General features: G+C 61.9%; 16 protein-coding genes. 1 reads left to right on the forward strand and 15 read right to left on the reverse strand.

The window, feature by feature from the left end; all coding sequences use genetic code 11:
• Positions 1–196: 196 nt before the first annotated feature.
• On the forward strand, positions 197–931 hold the full coding sequence (locus J3P85_RS16350) for an EthD domain-containing protein (RefSeq protein ID WP_434702434.1): 735 nt from the start codon (positions 197–199) through the stop codon (positions 929–931).
• A gap of 42 nt (positions 932–973) precedes the next feature.
• On the opposite strand, the gene J3P85_RS16355 is transcribed toward J3P85_RS16350, so the two are convergent.
• From J3P85_RS16355 to J3P85_RS16425, 15 genes are all read right to left on the reverse strand, one after another.
• Positions 974–2,107 (reverse strand): FAD-dependent oxidoreductase, encoded by a 1,134-nt coding sequence (locus J3P85_RS16355; RefSeq protein WP_434702436.1) that lies wholly within the window; start codon positions 2,105–2,107, stop codon positions 974–976.
• Between the two features lie 371 nt (positions 2,108–2,478).
• Entirely contained in the window at positions 2,479–3,948 is a 1,470-nt protein-coding gene (locus J3P85_RS16360) for an NAD-dependent succinate-semialdehyde dehydrogenase (protein WP_434702437.1), read from the reverse strand.
• Between the two features lie 16 nt (positions 3,949–3,964).
• The gene (locus tag J3P85_RS16365; RefSeq protein WP_434702438.1) at positions 3,965–4,981 is read right to left on the reverse strand and encodes a dihydrodipicolinate synthase family protein; all 1,017 of its coding nucleotides are present in this window, start codon (positions 4,979–4,981) and stop codon (positions 3,965–3,967) included.
• A gap of 28 nt (positions 4,982–5,009) precedes the next feature.
• Entirely contained in the window at positions 5,010–6,020 is a 1,011-nt protein-coding gene (locus J3P85_RS16370; protein ID WP_434702439.1) for an ornithine cyclodeaminase family protein, read from the reverse strand.
• Positions 6,021–6,119: 99 nt separating this feature from the next.
• A complete protein-coding gene (locus tag J3P85_RS16375) occupies positions 6,120–7,070 on the reverse strand; it encodes a LysR family transcriptional regulator (protein WP_434702440.1) in 951 nt (316 codons plus the stop codon).
• Entirely contained in the window at positions 7,067–7,798 is a 732-nt protein-coding gene (locus tag J3P85_RS16380; protein ID WP_434702441.1) for a FadR/GntR family transcriptional regulator, read from the reverse strand. Before J3P85_RS16380 ends, J3P85_RS16375 begins: the two co-directional genes overlap by 4 nt.
• On the reverse strand, positions 7,795–8,580 hold the full coding sequence (locus J3P85_RS16385) for a cyclase family protein (RefSeq protein WP_434702442.1): 786 nt from the start codon (positions 8,578–8,580) through the stop codon (positions 7,795–7,797). Before J3P85_RS16385 ends, J3P85_RS16380 begins: the two co-directional genes overlap by 4 nt.
• Positions 8,567–9,574, reverse strand: a complete 1,008-nt coding sequence (locus tag J3P85_RS16390; protein ID WP_434702443.1) for an NAD-dependent epimerase/dehydratase family protein — start codon at positions 9,572–9,574, stop codon at positions 8,567–8,569. Before J3P85_RS16390 ends, J3P85_RS16385 begins: the two co-directional genes overlap by 14 nt.
• Positions 9,565–10,557 (reverse strand): fumarylacetoacetate hydrolase family protein, encoded by a 993-nt coding sequence (locus J3P85_RS16395; protein WP_434702444.1) that lies wholly within the window; start codon positions 10,555–10,557, stop codon positions 9,565–9,567. The genes J3P85_RS16390 and J3P85_RS16395 overlap by 10 nt, the downstream gene beginning before the upstream one ends.
• Positions 10,554–11,126: a cupin domain-containing protein gene (locus J3P85_RS16400; protein ID WP_434706391.1), complete on the reverse strand. Its 573-nt coding sequence runs from the start codon at positions 11,124–11,126 to the stop codon at positions 10,554–10,556. Before J3P85_RS16400 ends, J3P85_RS16395 begins: the two co-directional genes overlap by 4 nt.
• Positions 11,127–11,189: 63 nt before the next feature.
• On the reverse strand, positions 11,190–12,143 hold the full coding sequence (locus J3P85_RS16405) for a PDR/VanB family oxidoreductase (RefSeq protein ID WP_434702445.1): 954 nt from the start codon (positions 12,141–12,143) through the stop codon (positions 11,190–11,192).
• Positions 12,143–13,186, reverse strand: coding sequence for a Rieske 2Fe-2S domain-containing protein (locus tag J3P85_RS16410; RefSeq protein ID WP_434702447.1), 1,044 nt, complete (start codon positions 13,184–13,186; stop codon positions 12,143–12,145). Before J3P85_RS16410 ends, J3P85_RS16405 begins: the two co-directional genes overlap by 1 nt.
• Positions 13,183–14,256, reverse strand: a complete 1,074-nt coding sequence (locus J3P85_RS16415) for a Rieske 2Fe-2S domain-containing protein (RefSeq protein ID WP_434702449.1) — start codon at positions 14,254–14,256, stop codon at positions 13,183–13,185. Before J3P85_RS16415 ends, J3P85_RS16410 begins: the two co-directional genes overlap by 4 nt.
• Positions 14,257–14,304: 48 nt before the next feature.
• Positions 14,305–15,507: an MFS transporter gene (locus tag J3P85_RS16420; RefSeq protein WP_434702451.1), complete on the reverse strand. Its 1,203-nt coding sequence runs from the start codon at positions 15,505–15,507 to the stop codon at positions 14,305–14,307.
• A gap of 127 nt (positions 15,508–15,634) precedes the next feature.
• Positions 15,635–18,166: an efflux RND transporter permease subunit gene (locus J3P85_RS16425; protein WP_434702453.1), complete on the reverse strand. Its 2,532-nt coding sequence runs from the start codon at positions 18,164–18,166 to the stop codon at positions 15,635–15,637.
• Between the last annotated feature and the right edge of the window lie 2 nt (positions 18,167–18,168).

Raw genomic sequence — 18,168 nt, forward strand, 5'->3', positions numbered from 1 at the left:
TGTGTGGCGCACTATCGGACTCAAGGCTGCTCACGCATGTTATTGCGCGATACCTACCAGCACGAATACCGATTGGTTCGCGGGATAAACCTGGCCTTATATTTTGGTGTTGGAAAACAACTAGATGAATAACACCCGCGCACATTGCATTTAAGGTCCAAGACTTGTCGCCCATGCCAAAAACGAGAACGCGCTCATGATTAAGATCCTAGCCGCTGTACGCAGAAAACCAGGAATGACGCATGCCGAGTTTCTAAACTATGTAGAGCACACCCACGGAGCAATCGCTAAAGCCAAACCGTTAGGCGTCAAACGGTACGTGCAGAACCATGTCATTGACGCGGCTTTCGGAGTTGACACTGACAGTGCCTACGCACAGTCCTTCCACAAAGACTCTATTACGGAGCTGTTTTTTGAAGACGTGCCGGGTTTGATTCGCACCTTCAGCGATCCCTATACCCAGCAAACCGTCGGCCCTGATGCAAAGAACTTCGCGGACCTTTCCGAGCAACTCGCTCAATTGATGGATGAAGTGGAGACGGCTAGCACCGCTACAGCGCCTCTCCCATGGAAAGTGATGATCCTTCTGAAGAAGAACCCAGCCATGGCGCTCGATCGTTTTTTCGACGCTTGGGACGCCGCTCACGAGAGCATTACCCGGGAACAGCCCGACTTCCAGAACACCCTACGCCGGTATGTTCGCTCCCGGTACCTGCCCGAGGGTGACAAGGTGACGGCCTATTTCGGGCCAAACATCGCCGTATACGAAGGCGCCTCTAGCCTGTGGTTTGAAAATGAAGCGGATTTTTCGACCTTTCGGCAGTATCAGCGAGCGCTGTTTCAAAAACTTGCCGAGGACGGCGTGGCGCTGACATCGGCGTCTTTTTTCGCTTACGTCAAAGAGGTCGTCATTTTCGATCACTGCTCCTGAAGACCGCAGCGCGACCCTTCCATTCAGAAGGGTCGCGATCCCTCAGATAGGCTCAGCCAGCGTCGCAGTGGACTCACGCATGATCTGCGCATGCTCTTCCTTGTCCCCACCGCTTTTCTCTATCTCACACAGGCGCGCGGAGTTCTCGACCACGAGTTGGCAACGCTCCCAACGCCGCGTTTCGAACCGACTCAGGGCCGTCTGTAGATTGCTACTGGCGAGCAACTCTTCGGCAAGCACGATGGCGCTCTCAATACCGATACCAGCCCCGGAAGCCAGGTGCGGCGTGGTGGCATGCACCGTGTCGCCGATCAGCACGATACGGCCCTTGTGCCAGGGCAGCGGCACCAACAGATTGGACAGCGGACGATAGTCGATACTGGCGCCCGCCTCGTACAGTTGCGGCACCAGCGTTTGCAGGATCGGGGCTGGAAACTCACTCAGCAGGCGTGCCATTTCACCCGGCCAACTGGCCGGATCGATCCACTCGGAAAACGCGCGGTTTTCCATGAGGAACATGTACATGTGCGTTTCGGAGATCGGATTGACGCCAACCTTGGTGCGACCCAGCCAATGAGTGGGGCGCACGATTTCCGGCGGACGCTTCAGCACCGCGCGCCAGACGCTCTGATGAATGGGTTTTGGCGAAGGCGCTTGCGGGAAAAAGTCCTTTCGCGTTCGCGAATGCACGCCATCAGCGGCAACGACCAGGTCATAGCGTTCAGTGGTCCCGTCGGTGAAAGACACGTTAATGCCATCGTCATGCTCGATGACGCTGTCGTAGGTGATGCCCAGGCGCACACGGGTACCCACTTCCCGCGTCCTGTCGGCAAATATCCGAGCCAGTACCGGGCGCAGGATGCCGCCACCACAGGGTATCGGTTTATCGCTGACCGGCGGTCGAAGCGCCAATTGCACGATCAGGTCGCCGGCCGGTGAAAACACATCGAAATTGGTCGACAAATACCCTTCCTCGGCGACCCGTTCCAGAATCCCAACCGTATCAAGCGCTCGCAGCGTGGGCCCACTGAGCGTAATCCCCGCTCCCAAGGGACACCACAACGGATCGATTTCGACGAGGTCCACTTCGATGCCCTGGCGGGCGAGCTGGATAGCCGCGGTCATACCGGAGAACCCTCCTCCGATCACCAGGACCTTGTTGACTGCTGCAATCATCACGCTCTCCTAATTATTCTTATTCACTCGGGCAGACATTGCATGGCGCACCGACGAGTTCTGCAGCGCTATCGACTCAATGCCACAGGCTCATGAAGTTCCGACTGACAATGCCGGATCAACGTCGAGACTATCGAATTGGCTATCCGCGCTGAAATCGCTTTGCACAATCAGAGGTATCGCAGGAGGTGATGGGTGTGGGGGATCAGCCTGTCCGATGGCTGAACACCCACACGGTTTTTGGGTTGGATAGGAGATCCAGGTACACCACCATTCTCCTGTGGGAGCGAGCTTGCTCGCGATAGCGGTGGCTCAGTTGGCAGTGATGTTGGATGTGCCGACACCTTCGCGAGCAAGCTCGCGCCCATACGTCACACGCTTTCCAAGCCATCCCAGCACAGGTACTTCACCTCAAGGAATTCGTCGATTCCCAGGTGGGATCCCTCTCGCCCGAGGCCGCTCTGCTTCACCCCGCCGAAGGGTGCGACCTCATTTGAAATCAAGCCACAGTTGATGCCCACCATGCCCGACTCGATGCGCGCGGCGTTGCGCCAGATACGCGCCGCGTCACGGCTGAACAGATACGCCGCCAAGCCGAACTCGCTGTCGTTGGCCATGGCAATGGCTTGGTCATCCGTGTCGAAACGCACCAGTGGCATGACCGGACCGAAGATCTCTTCACGAGCGACCCGCATCCCATGGGTCACATCGGCCAACAAGGTGGGCTCGAAGAAACAGCCGCCCAGCGCATGGGGCTTGCCGCCGGAAAGCAGTCGGGCACCCTGCGCCAGTGCATCATCGACAAGGGCCTGGGATTTTCCTACCGCCGCCTCATCAATCAACGGCCCGACCTGGACACCCGGCTCCAGGCCATTGCCGACCTTCAAGCGTGCCATGCGCTCGACGATGCGCTCCGCCAATGCGTCATAAACCCCTGACTGCACCAGCACCCGGTTCGCGCCGATACAGGACTGCCCACCGTTGCGAAACTTGGCCAACATCACCCCATCAGCGGCTGCATCCAGATCAGCATCGTCGAAGACAATGAACGGGGCGTTGCCACCCAGTTCCATGGAGCATTTCTTGACCGTCTGTGCCGCTTGCGCCAGCAATAGCCGGCCCACTTCGGTGGAGCCGGTGAAGGTGAGTTTGCGCACCAACGGGTTGGCCGTGAGTTCACCGGCAATGTCGCGAGTGTCATTACCCGTTATCACACTGAAAACGCCTGCCGGCACACCCGCCCGCTGAGCGAGTTCGGCAAGTGCCAGCGCGGTCAGGGGCGTCTGGCTGGCCGGCTTCACGACCATGGTGCAACCGGCCGCGAGGGCCGGAGCGGCCTTGCGTGTAATCATCGCAGCGGGGAAATTCCAGGGCGTGATCGCGGCGCAGACGCCGATGGGTTCGCGCAGGACCACAATGCGCTGAGTGTCCTTCACCCCCGGAATCAGATCACCGCGCACCCGTGTGGCTTCCTCGCCAAACCAGCGCACAAAAGACGCCGCGTAATCGACTTCACCCCGCGCCTCCTCCAGGGGCTTGCCCTCCTCCAGGGTAATCAGCGTGGCAATGTCCTCGCGATGTTCGACCATCAACTCATACCAGCGGCGCAACACCTCGCCACGGCGTTTGGCCGTCAGCCGACGCCATGGGCCAAAGGCCTCGTGCGCCGCGTCGATGGCGTGCCGGACTTCAGCTTCGCGACAGCGCGGCAACTCGGCCAGCACCGTTTGATCCACCGGATTACGCAGCGTGTAGTGACCGTGCGGCGTCTCGGCCAGCCACTCACCGGCGATATACGCACCGTCGCGCCACAGCGTAGGATCCTTGAGTAAATGCTTCATTGTGCAACCCTCCCGATCAGCACGGATGACGCCCGATCATGAAGGCGCTGTCAGGATCCGAAGTCACCGGCAACCCCGACGCGACCAAGCCTTGGCGCAGCGACTTCATGAAACGATCCGGCACGCGCATCGCCGGGGCACGCAGTGGGCCGCCGTTGAAGCCGGCGAGCCAGTCCTGGTATTTCCACATCGTGCGATTGAGCACCCCGGTGCCGCCGGCGTAGCTCTGCGCGGCGGCGCCGTTGGCGCTGCGTGCCGGGTTGACCTTCCAATACAACTCCATCGCCTCTTCGAAGCGCCCCGTGCGTGCCAGCTCGAACGCTTTCGGGTAGTAGTCACTCATCCAGGCGGTGTTGCTGGTGCCGGAAAATTGCAGTTTCATCAGGCTCATCAAGGGGATTGCGTCGCCTTCGATCGGGCAACTGATCACCACCTGATCGCGGAAGTGGTGATACATCTCACAAATGCCCGCCGGCAGCGGAAACCCTTGCTCGGACTTGATGGCCGCGATATTCGGGCAATCGGCCAACAGCCGACGAACCAACTCCAACGACATCCCCGCTGGATGCACGCGCTCGAAGCCCCAGAGCGGGATCGGGAACAGCATGACGGCAAGCTCCGTGGCGTCGCAGAACGACTTGGTGTAGTCGTAGATTTCCTGCTCGCTGGTCGGCCAGAACTGCGGCGGATAGGAGAGCAGGACGATGTCGGCACCGACATTCTCGGCGAGCTTCACCGCCTCGATATTCTCGGCAAGCGTGCCAAAAGCCGCGTGGAAGAACAGGATCAGGTTTTTCCCCGACTCACGGGCCCAGGCGGTGAACTGCGCGTTCTCCTGGGGAGAGATCGCCAGTTCGCTGCACAGCAACGTGGCGCTGTAGCCCAGGCCGACCGTATGTTCAATGTCGTGGCGAATGCCACGTTCGTTGAGTCGCTTCAGGTCGGCACTGAAACTTGGGATGGTGACCGCCGAGCAGCCCACCAGGTTTTCCCGCGCCCAGGCACGGGCATCTGCTTTCTTGTATGTGGCCATGATGATTTTCCTTCGAACGGTGGAGGGGTTATTTCGAGACAGGGACAATGCTGGCGGGCAACTCGATGCCGAGGCCTTGTTGCCGGGCGCGCTCGTACAGCGCTTGGGCGATGACGACGTCCTGCAGCGCCGAGCCAACAGACTTGTAGAGAACGATGTCGCTTTCGTTTTGCCGTGGGGTGACACGACCCGCGACCAGGTCCGACAGCGCGACCAATTTGTCGGCGACATACACGCCGGCACTGATCGCAGCAATGGCGTCACCGGTATCGTGAAGCACCTCTTGCGGCATATCGGCGACGATGCAGACGGCTCGCTCCATCGTGACAGGGTCAACTTCCCGTTGCTCAGGCAAGGTGGAACCCAACGACACGACCGTAGTGCCGGGGCAAAGCCATGCGCCTTGCAACACTGGCGACTCGTCACGGCTGCGGGCGGCACAAATCACCACATCACAATCCTGCACGGCCTCTTGCGCGCTGTTCACCGCTTGGATATCCAGCCCAGGCCTGAAGCTTTCGGCAAAACGCTCGCGGCTCGCGGGCGTTGGGCTGAACACCCGGACTTGAGTCACATCGCGCACGGACTTCAGGCAGTCCAACGCGCCACGGGCCTCGAACCCCGAGCCAATCACCCCCACCCGCAGCCCGCGCTTGGGCGCCAGCAAATCGACCGCCAGCGCAGCGGTTGCCGCCGTGCGCAAACCCGTGACCCGATTGCCATCGATCAGGGCAGTGAGCGCCATGGTTTGCTGATTGAACAACGCGATCAGGTAGCTGGCACAGCGCGCCCGCATGGAGGCCGCGATCAACTTGCAGCCCATGTGGCCGCCAGTGGGTGGGACAGCGCTCAGGCTGCGCAGCCAGATGCCATCGCCCCGCGCCATGGAGCGAGGCGGCACCATGGCATCCGATGCAGGGTGTGCATACGCCTCGGCGAGCGCGGCGACGGCGGTGCTCCAGTCGGCGAGCGAGGCCACATCGGCGTCACTGAGAAAAAGCGTCGGGGCAATGACTTGGCGTTCTTGGGCATGATGCATGGCGCAAACCTCGCAATCGGGGATCAGTCGTTGGTTGACTGACACCCTACGAGGCGCGCCCCCCACCGAATACTGCTGGGGATGCAAAGCAGCTATCGCTTAAATCGATGGCATGGACAGATTGCAAATCAGCCGTCGCACTTCACGGGAAGCACGGGTCAAGGGGCGCCGGGGCGATTCGACCAGCACGACAAAGCGCTCCAACACAGGCTCGATAATGCGCGATGAAACCAGTCGTTGATCCAGCGAGCCGGGCAGCACAGAGGCAATCGCATAGCCTCCGCCTGCCGCGACGACTTCGTACTGGAGCTGGACCGAGTCGGCTTCCACGGCCACGCACAGCTCCACGCCTTGCTCGGCGGCCAAATGATCGAGCCTGGCCCTCAGCAGATGCGGTCGCCCTGGTACGACCAATGGCAGCCCCGATAGATTTTCCAGCGCAATATCTCGATTTCCGAACAGAGGATCGGCAGCGGGTCCTACCAGGTGCAGCGGTAGCCTGGCTAGCAGATGGGCTTGGCCGATGCTCGCCTCGCTCTCACGCAGCACCAGCGCCATATCCAGACGACCATCGTGCAACTGCTCTTCGAGTTGAGCGCTCGCGCCCTCGATCAGGTGCAATCTCACACCGGGCATCTGGGCACGCACCGCCGCAAAAAGCGTCCCCGCAAACCGACGCACCGCGGAGGGCAACATGCCCACGACCACCTCCCCCACTGGTTTGCCACGCAGGTTGCGAATGTCATCGGCAAGGCTTTCAGCGTTCGCCAGAAGATCCGATATACAGGGCAGCAGCTGCTCGCCAAACTCGGTCAGCACCACCCCGCGCCCGGTGCGATGGAACAGGCGTTCGCCACATTGCGATTCGAGCAAGGCAATATTGCGACTCACCATGGACTGCGGCATGTCCAGCAGCACGGCTGCTTTGCTGAGACTGCCAGCCGCCACGACACGGACGAACAAGGTCCAGCGAGGATCGATGATGGTGAGCGCCGTGGCAGGCGGCTGCGTGGCCGTGTCCGGCACCGGGTAGCTCTGGTTATCCGTCATGTCATCAACGCTTGGCGGGCCTGGTCCAGGTACTCGCGACTGTCCTGAAGGTGCAGGCGCATCGCGGCACGCGCACACTCAGCGTCCTGATTGAAGATTGCCTGGTAAATCTGTTCGTGCTCGCTTTGCATGCGCTGCTCGTAGTGCTGAGGCTCATCGTGAAACAGGCGCGCGGAATCCAGTCGGCTGCGGGGGATGATGACCTCGCCCAGGTTGAGCAGCGTGTCGGCGATGTAGTGATTGCCGGTCGCCTGGGCAATGCCCAAATGGAACTGGAAATCCAGCGCGGCCCGATCATTGACGCTGACTGCAGGCTGGCCGAGCTGATCGAGCAGCACCCGCAACCCCGCCAACTGATCCGGGCTACGTCGCTGGGCGGCGAGCCCGGCGGCTTCCACCTCAAGACCGATCCGAAACTCCATGATCGCCAGCGAGTCAGTGATGATGCCGAGGGTAGCCGGGTCGATGAAGGCCCCCAGCGACAGGCTGCTGCCGCGCACAAACGTGCCGATGCCGTGGCGGGTCTCAACCATTCCCGCGGCCTGTAGACGCGACATGGCCTCGCGCACCACGGTCCTGCTGACGCCATGCGCCAGCATGAGGGCAGACTCGGTGGGCAACTGTTCACCGCCACGCAGCCGGCCCTCGATAATGTGCTCCGACAGCAGCGCCTCAAGCCCCTGGGACAGGCTGCCACGCTTTTTCCCGCCGGCCGCCGACACGCTCATTCCTCGAAAATCGCGACGGCGCGGACGAAACCGGCCGAAGCGTGCCTGATCTTGTAGGGAAAGCAGGACACCTGGAATCCATAGGCCGGCAAGCATTCCAGGTTGGCCAGTTTTTCCATCTGGCCGTAGCCGATGTCGCGTCCGGCCTTGTGCCCTTCCCAGATGATCGAGGCATCGCCCGTGGCGGCGAAGCGTTCGCGGGTGTACTTGAACGGCGCATCCCAGCTCCAGGCATCGGTGCCGACCACGCGCACGCCGCGCTCCAACAAGTACAACGTGGCCTCACGGCCGATGCCGACCCCGGCGTCCAGGTACCCTGGCTGGCCGAACAGCGCGCCGGCACGGGTGTTGACCAGGACAATGTCCAGCGGCCGTAGAACATGGCCAATACGTTCCAGCTCGGCTTGCACTTGGGCGGCGTTGACCACATGGCCATCGGGTAAATGACGAAAGTCCAGCTTCACGCCCGGTTGCAAGCACCAATCCAGCGGCAGCTCATCGATGCCGAAAGCCGGCTTGCCGCCGTCCGTGGTCGAGGCGTAGTGCCAAGGGGCGTCCATGTGCGTACCGCTGTGCGTGGTGATCTGCAAGCGCTCAGCCGCCCAGGATTCGTCACCGGGCAGTTGCGCCTTGGACAGGCCGGGAAACATCGCGGCCATCTCCGGCCAGCCTTGCTGATGGTCCATGTAGTCGATTTTCGGCAGCAATGGCGGCGGATCGGTGTAGGGATTGTTGTCCAGGGTGACGGACAGGTCCACGAGGCGGCGTTTAGTTGATTGCATTTTCGCTCACTCCAAGCCCCACCCGCCCACGCGCACGACGCGTCGGGGCAGCAGCTTTCAAACTGTTTCGTATCAAGGCGCCAGCCGAGCCGTCATGGCGAAAGCCAAGGGCACGGGCCAGAGGGGTTTTCATTGCGGGGAAGTTGCCGAACAACGCTTGCAGTCCAGCGTCCGGTGCGAAGCTGATCAGCCCGCGGCGTTCCTGCCCGTAGGCGGCGGCCAGGGCATCCATGACCTGGGCAATGGACAGGTGCAACAGCGGTAATTGCCAGACACGTGACTCGCCAAGCTCAACGGCGGGCAGTTCGGCGGCCCGCAGCAGGTTATCCACGCAACACCGCACGGACATCCACCACGCCTGCGCCTGGGGCGACACCGGGCAGCAATACGGTTCACCTTGAGCAAAGGCGTGCAGCAGGTCGCTCATGAACGCCGAGCGCAGGCCGTTGGGTTCACGTGGACGGGCGACAATGCCGGGCAGGCGCACGGCTCGGCCGTCCACCTCGCCCCGTCGGGCAAGGTCGTTGATCGCCATTTCCACCATCGCCTTGTGCGCACCGTAACTCAACTGCGGGTGCGGCACGGCGCGCTCATCCATGCGGGCCGGCAGGTCACCGCCGTACACCGCCACGCTGCTGGCATACACCAGCACCGGCACGCCAGGCTGTTCGCGCAACTGGTCAAGCAGCTCCAGACTTGCCAACAGGTTGACCTGATAGCCCAGTGAATAATGCTGCTCGGCCGCGCCACCTGGAATGCTGACCAAGTGAAAAACCACATCGATGCCATCGGCCAAGGCGCGGCGCAATAGCGCGGCGTCGGTGACACTGCCGCAATGCTGGCGCAGGCGTTTATCCTCAGCAAACCCCACCAATTCCTTGTCCAGCAAGATCAACGCGCTGATCGACCGGCCGCGCAACTCATTGATCTGGAGCAATCGTTTCACTAGCGCCCGGCCAACAAAACCATTGGCTCCGGTAATCATCACGCGCATGGGAGGCCTCCGCGCACGACACACTGGTCTATCGCCCCGAACACCGATTGCCCTTGCACATCGAAGACCTCCATGCGCACGCGGTCGCCAAAGCGCATGAAGGACGTCCGTGGCGCACCGTGCTCGATCATCTCAACGGCACGACGTTCGGCGATGCAGGCCGCGCCCACCGTGGGGTCGGCATTGGAAACCGTGCCGGAACCGATCACGCAGCCGGCCCTGAGACGTCGGGTCAGCGCTGCGTGGGCGATCAATTGATGAAAGCCGAAATGCATGGCACCACCGTGTGCATGACCGAACCACTGGCCGTTCCACTCGACCCTCAGCGGCAGGTGCACCCGCCCGTCGCGCCAGCCTTCGCCCAACTCGTCTGGGGTGATTGCCACCGGGGCGAAACTTGACGAGGATTTGGCCTGGATAAACCCGAAGCCCGTCTTCATCTCTCGGGGTGCAAGTGCGCGCAAGCTGATGTCGTTGACTTGCACAATGAGCCGAATATGGTCGATGGCGTCTTGTGCCGAGCAACCCATGGGAACCTCATCGACCACCACGGCGAATTCACCTTCGAAGTCGATGCCATGGGTTTCACTGGGCAGCACGATGTCATCGCGAGCACCGAGGAAGTCATCGCCGCAGCCCTGGTACATCAGCGGCGTGTGCTCGACACCTTCAATCGGGTCCAGCGAAAACGCTTTCTGCATCCGCTCGCCATGGCTGAGAAACGATGAGGCATCCAGCCACTGCCAGGCACGCGGCAAGGGTGCGGCGGCTTGTTGCGGATCAAAGGCGAAGGCCCCGGCCAGCGAGCCTTCGTTCAGGGCGTCATAGCGAGCGCGCAAAGCGGCTTCAACGCTCGGCCAATGCTCGATGGCCTCCTGCAGTGTCCCGGCGATGTCACTGGCCTCCACCGCCCAGGCCAGGTCGCGCGACACCACCAGCAGGCGACCGTCACGGCTGTGATCTTTCAGGGTGCTGAGCTTCATGCCGATTCTCCTTGCAGCTCGGGGGCGAAGCGACCATCGAGCAGCACAAACAGCATGCGCGCCATCTGCTCGGTGCGATTGCTCCAGGCGTGGTTGGTGCCGCGCTGCACGACGATGTCACCGCGCTTGAGATGCACCTCCTCGCCATCGAGCACCAGCCAGACCTCGCCCTCGGTGACCACGCCGTAGTCCAGCGTTTCGGTGCGATGCATCAGCTTGTGCTTGGAGTCCGCCTGCCCTGTGCCGGCATGAGCCTGGCCAATTTCGGCGAAGGCGGCCGCGGCATCCTCGGCGCTGACTTGGTTCTGCACGCTGTCGGGCGGAATATCCACCACGCGAATGACGCTGCCCAATGGGGCGGGGCTCAGTTGAAGCGGCTTGTTGGTGGGGTCGTCGCCGTTATCCAGCACGGCCGGGCTGGCGTCACTGCTCCAGATCTCATGGAAAACCGTACCGGGCACGGCCTTGAGCGGGAAGCTGTTGGGCGTTGGTCCGCTGAGCGCGACCACCGCCTGGCCCTGGGCATCGTGCCCGGTGACCACGCGTTTGAAACCAGGAAGCTGTTGCATGTTCGAGTCCTCAATCAGTTGGCGAAACGCGCCAGCGGGTAACGATGAATTCATGAGAAAACCTTAAAGATCGAGCACCAGCCGCGCGCTCTTCGCGCGGGAGCAGCACGGCGTGAACTGGTCGTTGCGGGCCCGCTCGGCATCGGTCAGGAACATGTCACGATGGTCCGGCTCGCCTTCCAGTACGCGCGTGAGGCAGGTGCCGCAGATGCCCTGTTCGCAAGACAACGGGATGTCGATGCCGGCCTCCAGCAGCACCTGGGCGACGCTGAGCGTGGCCGGCACTTGGAAACACTGTCCGGTGCTAGCCAGTTGCACCTCGAAACCGCCCGCCTCGCTGGCCGGCGCAGCGGCGGCGGTAAAGTACTCGCGGTGCAGTTGCACCTCGGCCCAGCCCTGCGCGCGCGCCGTGCCCAACACGTGCTCCATGAAACCGTTGGGGCCACAGACATACAGGTGACGGTCGGCGGCTGGCCCGGACAGAACCCGAGCGACGTCGAGACGCTGGACCGCCTCGCCATCGTCCATATGAACCTGCACGCAAGCGGCGAATGTCGAACGGCGGATGTACTCGATAAAGGCCATGCGCCCGGCCGAGCGACCGCAATAGTGCAGTTCGAAAGGCGCGCCGATCCGCGCCAGGCGCTCGGCCATGCAGAGGATCGGCGTGATGCCGATACCGCCGGCGAACAGCACGCTGTATCCCGCCCCATGCTCAAGTGGGAACAGGTTGCGTGGCTCGCTGATGCGCAGCCGGCTACCTACGTGCACCTGCTCGTGCATGGCCTGCGAACCGCCGCGAGACGCCGGGTCGAGCAACACGCCCAGCAGGTAGCGGTGGCGTTCTTCGGGGTGATTGCACAACGAGTACTGGCGCACCAGGCCATTGGGCAGGTGCACGTCGATATGCGAGCCGGCGCTGAAGGCAGGCAACATGGAATCTTCGGCTGGGGCCAGTTCGAAGCTGTAGATGCCTTTGGCTTCGAGGCGCTTGCCAGTAACGATGACTTCAATCATCACTTGGCACCCGCAGGCTGCTCAGCGGCAATCATGCGATCGAGTACACGCCGCGCGCGAACCGCTCCTGCATCACCGATCAGCAGGACCGGCTTCAAGTCCCAGAACGATGCAGTGCCCATCATGCGCTGCTGCGCCTCGAGCATTGGCAAGTCTTCATCGGCAAAGGGCCGGCTGATCGCGGCCGCCTGCTCATCAGCGAATCTCTCGGCAAATTCGCCCATCGCCTTGGGGAAACAGACTGAGAACCAGTAGTGAGTCGTGGTCTCGGTCTCTGGAGTGAACAGATGCGGAATCGGTGTGGAAACGCCCTGATCCCTGGGGAGCCCGGTCGCCACGGCGCCGGAAAACAGCAACATGTTCGCCGGAGCATCCCAACGCACATCGATCCAACGGTCCACCGGTGTGCCCTGAGGAATGTTCCAGGCGGCGTACAGAAACTCCGGCATGATTTCCGCAACCGTCTGGCGGTTGGACCAAACGGTGTTGCCCTCCTCTTGCACGCTGGTCAACGCGCTCTTGACGCCATCGCCACCCAACGTAGACGGATGCAGAAACTCGATATGACTCAGGTCCATGATGTTGTCGGTTTCCAGCACGTAGTTGGCCCGCGCGTGCAGGTAGCGCTTGCCGACATACCAGTGGTCTTCATCCATGCAACTGAAATCCGGAATCAGCGTCGCATCGGCCAGTTGTGCATCGCCCATCCAGATCCACAACAGGCTGTAGCGTTCAACCAGCGGGTAGGCCTTGACCTTTGCCGCCTTGGGAATTGCACCATCGCCGTGGGGGTTACGCACACAGGTGCCACTGCCATCGAATTCCAGGCCGTGGTACGGACAACGCACCGCATCGCCTTTGAGGATTCCCATGCCCAGGGGCGCGAAACGGTGGGGGCAGCGGTCGGCAATGGCTTGGGTGATACCTTGGGTGTCGCGAAAAAAAACCACGGGTTCATTAAGCAAGGTTCGTTGGAACAGCTCCCCGGCCTTGACCTCGGTTCCCCAGGCGGCCGCGTACCAGACGTTGCGTAGAAAGCTCATCGCGATTCCTCTTTTCCATAACTTGATGACGGGCTGGCTTGCGCCGCCGTACGCTCGGTTTCGATCAGCCGACGCAGGACACGTCGACAGCGCACGGCCCCTGCATCGACTGGCAACAACACAGGGCTGAGGCCAAGCAGTTCAACCTCGCCAATCTGGCGCTGTTGAGCCTCGACCATGGGTTTGTCTTCGCCGGCGAAAATGCCGATCAACATCTCCTGGACGAAGGCATTCAACTGCGCATTGTCCTGCTCGAAACTTCGCGTGTTGGCAAAGAAATAATGGGTGTTGGCCGCGTCCTGCGGCGTCATCAGATGCAGGTTCCATGTCACTGGTCCCTCGTCCCTGGGGCGCCCTGGCGCCGTGGCGCCACTGCCGAGCAGCATCAGGCCAGGTGCGTGCCAGATGACTTCGGCCCAGACGTCAGCCCGGCTTGGATCTTCAAGGTGAGCGCCGAACGCTGGTGGAGGCACATCATCCGGTGCCCACCAACTGATGCGTACGCGATCGTTGGGCAGCTCCTCGATGGTGGCGCGGGTGCGTGACAACGCCCCACCACCGAGCGTATCGGGGTGCAGGAAATCAACGTGGCTCAGGTCCATGATGTTGTCGGACAGCAGTTCGTAGTGCGCGCGCGTAGGCAAATACCCATGCCCCTTGGCGTGGGTTGGCGCCTCGTCGAGGAAGGAAAAATCAGGAATCAGCCCATCGTTGGCCAGGCTTGAATCGCCCGGCCAGACCCAGATCGCCCCATGGCGCTCAGCGACCGCGAACGCACGAACACAGGCGGCCTTGGGGATGCCCCCATCGCCATGGGGATTGTGCGTACATTGGCCGCTGCCATCGAAACGCAAGCCGTGGTACGGGCACTGGACGCTGTCGTCGACAATCTTGCCCATGTGAAGCGGGGCAAAACGATGCGGGCAACGATCGGCGAGCGCCTGGATGACACCCTGGCTATTGCGAAAGAACACGATCGGTTGCTCGACGATGGTTCTGCCAAGCATCGCCCCTGGCGCCAGCTCGTCCGCCCATCCAGCGATGTACCAGGTGTTGAGCAAATAACTCATGATGTTCTCCTCGTTGTTCTTATTTTGTTGAAGCGTTGAATGGGCAGGTCAGCGATCGGGCTCTGCGGCTACGGCGGCGGGAAAAGCTGTTCCGCCACCACGCAACCGAAGACAGGCCAGGGCCACTACGAGTTGAACGCCCGCGACAATTCCCAGTGCAGCGGGCAAGGCACCGATTACCCCACCGGTGATCGCCAGCACCACCAGCGGGCTGGCGAACTCACCGGCGAAGAACATCGCCGTGAAACCGCCGGCGGCGCGGCCGCGCTGCTGGAAATCGACCTGGCTCATGATCCAGGTAAGCAAGGTCGGCATCATCAGGCCGATGCCCAGGCCGTTGATCAGGACGGCGATCACCACCAGCCCGTGACTGTCGGCTACCGCCAGCAGCCCGCCACCCATCCCGGCCGCGACGAAGGCCAGAAGCATCTGCCGATGCGCCGGCACACCGCTGAACAGACGAAAACCCAGGGCGCCGACCAGCACGCCGAATTGACTGGCGCCCATGGTCAAGCCGATCTGTTGCGAGCCTTCGACATGCAGCAGGTTGAGCAGATAACCCACTTGTACCGGCACGATGAACAGGCTCAAGCCCGCCAGGAAAGACAAGCCATACAACGGTGCCAAGGTGCGCCAGGGGAATGCCCTGCTCATCGCCTTCTTCTCGATGGCCGCATGCCCGCGCGGCTCCCAGAGCAACCAGGCCATCAGCGGCAGCAACACCAGCCCCAGCCCATACAGGGCAAACGGGGTACGCCAGCCGTGCTCGCCGAGCACGCCACCGACGGCAATGAAGATCGCCGCCGACAACGAGGTCGCGACCATTTGCAGGGCGAACATGCGTTCACGTCGTGCGCCGCTGTAGTAATCACCCATCATCGTGGTGCAGCAGGTCATGATCGCCGCCTCGGCCACGCCGATGCCGGCGCGGCTGATGACGATCGCCTGCAACGAATCCAGCCAGAACGGCAGCACGCCACAGACGGTGTAGAGGCACATCGCACCGATCAGCAACGGCTTGCGCCCGAGTCGGTCGGCGATGATTCCGGCGAAGGGTGCCAACAGGGCAATCATCAGCGCCGGTAGCGTCAGGGCGATGGGAACCAGCACCGCGACGCCCGGTGTGCCGGCGAAGTGTTCCTGCATCTGCGGCAGGATGGGGGCCAGCAGCACCGCACCGAGCACCGGCAGGCAACTGCCGAGCAACAGCAACAAGGATTGCGGCAGCCGCGCCTGGCGTTCAACGTTCATCGCGCACCTCCGCAGATTGCGCCGCGCAAAATGCCATGCCGAAGGCGCTCAGGCCGGCGATGAGGTCGAACCATAGAGACTGCTGGAACAGATGCACACGAGACATGGGAAAAGTCCTTTCTTGTTGTTATGACGCGACGGGATGAGCGGCCGTCGTTGCCGTCTGACCGAGCCCCGGAGCCAGGCGCGGCGAATGTTTCACGCAGGCCCCCTCTTCGATTAAGGCAGGCGTCAGCGCCAAGCTGGTCGGATGGCTGGGTTCGGCCTCGGCCGGTCCCGTGCTCACACGCTTGCTCGGCAACAGGAAGTGCGCCAGGGCCGGCAACAGGACCAGCGCACCGACCATGTTCCAGACGAACATGAACGCCAGCAGCACGCCCATATCGGCCTGGAACTTGATCGGCGAAAACATCCAGGTGGCCACGCCGATCGCCAGGGTCACACCGGTCAGCATCACCACCTTGCCGGTGGACAGCAGCGCCCGGTAATACGACTCCGACAGGCTGGTGCCCTGACGCATATGGCCGAGCAGGATGCTCATCACATACAGCGCGTAGTCGACGCCGATGCCCACGCCGAGGGCGATCACCGGCAGGGTCGCGACCTTGACGCCAATGTCCAGCCAGACCATCAAGGCTTCACAGAGGATCGAAGTGAGCATCAGCGGAATCACTGCGCACACCGTGGCGCGCCAGGAGCGGAAGGTGATCAGGCAGAGCAGGATCACCGCACCGTAGACCCAGAACAGCATTTCGCGGTTGGCCTGCTTGACCACGATGTTGGTCGCTGCCTCGATCCCGGCATTGCCCGCCGCCAGCAGAAACTGGACCTCGTCGGTATTGTTCGCGGCGGCAAATTGTTCGACGTGATCCACCAGGCCGCTGAGGGTTTGCGCCTTGTGGTCGGAAAGGTAGGTGTACAGGGTCAGCAGGCTGCAGTCTTCGTTGTACAACCCACGCGGCGCGCCGGCGGTGACCATGTTGAGCATCGCCTGGTTGTTCTGCAGCTCATACCATTTCGGACTGCCTTCGCTCAGGCCCACCAGCATCCGGCGATTGAGCAAGGCCAGGGAGTTGGTCGAATCCACCCCTGGCAAGGTGCGCAACTGCCAGTCGAGGGCATCGACCTTGTTCAGGATGTCATAGCGCGAACAGGCGCTGGCAGGGGTCTTGATCATGACCGCGAACAGATCGCTGCTGGCGCCGTAATGCCGGGTCAGGAATGCATCATCCTGGTTGTAGCGCGAGTCGGCCCGCAGCTCGGGCGCGCCCGCATCCAAGTCACCGACTTTCAATTGCAGGCTGACCACGAAGCCGAGCGTCGCCAACGCCAGGCTCAGGGCAATGCACAACGCCGCCCAGCGGCGCTGGGTGAACAGATCGAGGAAGCGCCAGAACCCATGGCGATGCTGGCCCGCTTGTTCGGCGCGTTCGCTTTTCAGGCTCAGTCGCGCCGCGCGACCGCTGACCCCGACATAGGAAAGCAATATCGGCAGCAGGATCAGATTGGTGAAGATCAGCACCGCGACGCCGATGCTGGCGATCATCGCCAGGTCCTGGATCACCTGGATCTTGATGATCATCAGCACCGCGAAACCCACCGCATCACACAGCAGCGCGGTGAGACCGGCAAGGAACAGGCGGCGGAAGGTAAAGCGTGCGGCGACCACCCGGTGCATGCCGCGCCCGATGTCCTGCATGATGCCGTTCATCTTCTGCGCCCCATGGCTCATGCCAATGGCAAACACCAGGAACGGCACCAGCACCGAATAGGGGTCCAGTTGGTAATTCAGCAGCGGCAGCAAGCCGAGCTGCCAGACCACCGCCACCAATGAGCAGAACACCACCAACAGAGTGCTGCGAATGCAGCGGGTGTACCAATAAAGCACCACCGTGGTGATCAGGATCGCCACGGCGAAGAAAATCAGGATCTGCCGCAGGCCGGCAATCAGGTCACCGACTTTCTTGGCGAAACCGGTGATGCGGATGTCGATGCTGTCGCTCTGGTATTGGCTGCGCACCGACTCCAGCTGTTGCGATAGCCGGGTGTAGTCCAACGGTCGGCCATCGGGGGTGCGCTGCAGCAGCGGTACCTGGATGATGCTCGAAGCCTGGTCGAATGCCACCAATTGACCGATTTCGTTGGACAGCTGCACATTGCGCCGCAAGGCCGCAAGGCTCGCGGTGCCGCCATCATAGTTATCCGGAATGACCGGCCCACCCTCCAGGCCCGCTTCTGTCACCGCCACCCAGCGTGTGGCCGGCGTCCAGAGTGACTTCATGTACGCACGGTCGACACCGGGCAGCAGGTAGATCGTGTCGCTCAATGCCTGCAGCGTCTTGAGGTAAGCGCTGTCGTAGATATCGCCCTGCTTGTTGACCACGGCAATGCGCACCGCATTACCCAGCCCGCTCAACTCCTGCTGGTGCTCAAGGTAGTGGGCGATATAGGGGTGATGGGTGGGGATCATTTTTTCGAAACTGGCATTGAGCTCGACACGACTGGACTGCCAACCCAGCACCAGCGTGGTTGCCAGGCACAGTAGCAACACCCACAGACGATGGTTGAACAATGCACGTTCGAGCACCGAGCCGGAACGCGGATCAAAGTCATCGAACGCATTCGCAGGGGACTGGAAAAACTTACCAGGGGACGTCATAA

It is taken from the genome of Pseudomonas sp. Z1-12 (assembly GCF_051132015.1).
Classification (GTDB): Bacteria; Pseudomonadota; Gammaproteobacteria; order Pseudomonadales; family Pseudomonadaceae; genus Aquipseudomonas; species Aquipseudomonas zanjanensis.

What these genes read in the sequence shown, in the direction of transcription:
- J3P85_RS16390 (WP_434702443.1), bottom strand. Translation starts at nt 9,574, where the DNA reads ATGCGCGTGATGATTACCGGAGCCAATGGTTTTGTTGGCCGGGCGCTA.
- J3P85_RS16375 (WP_434702440.1), bottom strand. Translation starts at nt 7,070, where the DNA reads ATGACGGATAACCAGAGCTACCCGGTGCCGGACACGGCCACGCAGCCG.
- J3P85_RS16415 (WP_434702449.1), bottom strand. Translation starts at nt 14,256, where the DNA reads ATGAGTTATTTGCTCAACACCTGGTACATCGCTGGATGGGCGGACGAG.
- J3P85_RS16405 (WP_434702445.1), bottom strand. Translation starts at nt 12,143, where the DNA reads ATGATTGAAGTCATCGTTACTGGCAAGCGCCTCGAAGCCAAAGGCATC.
- J3P85_RS16420 (WP_434702451.1), bottom strand. Translation starts at nt 15,507, where the DNA reads ATGAACGTTGAACGCCAGGCGCGGCTGCCGCAATCCTTGTTGCTGTTG.
- J3P85_RS16360 (WP_434702437.1), bottom strand. Translation starts at nt 3,948, where the DNA reads ATGAAGCATTTACTCAAGGATCCTACGCTGTGGCGCGACGGTGCGTAT.
- J3P85_RS16400 (WP_434706391.1), bottom strand. Translation starts at nt 11,126, where the DNA reads ATGCAACAGCTTCCTGGTTTCAAACGCGTGGTCACCGGGCACGATGCC.
- J3P85_RS16385 (WP_434702442.1), bottom strand. Translation starts at nt 8,580, where the DNA reads ATGCAATCAACTAAACGCCGCCTCGTGGACCTGTCCGTCACCCTGGAC.
- J3P85_RS16350 (WP_434702434.1), top strand. Translation starts at nt 197, where the DNA reads ATGATTAAGATCCTAGCCGCTGTACGCAGAAAACCAGGAATGACGCAT.
- J3P85_RS16410 (WP_434702447.1), bottom strand. Translation starts at nt 13,186, where the DNA reads ATGAGCTTTCTACGCAACGTCTGGTACGCGGCCGCCTGGGGAACCGAG.
- J3P85_RS16370 (WP_434702439.1), bottom strand. Translation starts at nt 6,020, where the DNA reads ATGCATCATGCCCAAGAACGCCAAGTCATTGCCCCGACGCTTTTTCTC.
- J3P85_RS16425 (WP_434702453.1), bottom strand. Translation starts at nt 18,166, where the DNA reads ATGACGTCCCCTGGTAAGTTTTTCCAGTCCCCTGCGAATGCGTTCGAT.
- J3P85_RS16355 (WP_434702436.1), bottom strand. Translation starts at nt 2,107, where the DNA reads ATGATTGCAGCAGTCAACAAGGTCCTGGTGATCGGAGGAGGGTTCTCC.
- J3P85_RS16395 (WP_434702444.1), bottom strand. Translation starts at nt 10,557, where the DNA reads ATGAAGCTCAGCACCCTGAAAGATCACAGCCGTGACGGTCGCCTGCTG.
- J3P85_RS16380 (WP_434702441.1), bottom strand. Translation starts at nt 7,798, where the DNA reads ATGAGCGTGTCGGCGGCCGGCGGGAAAAAGCGTGGCAGCCTGTCCCAG.
- J3P85_RS16365 (WP_434702438.1), bottom strand. Translation starts at nt 4,981, where the DNA reads ATGGCCACATACAAGAAAGCAGATGCCCGTGCCTGGGCGCGGGAAAAC.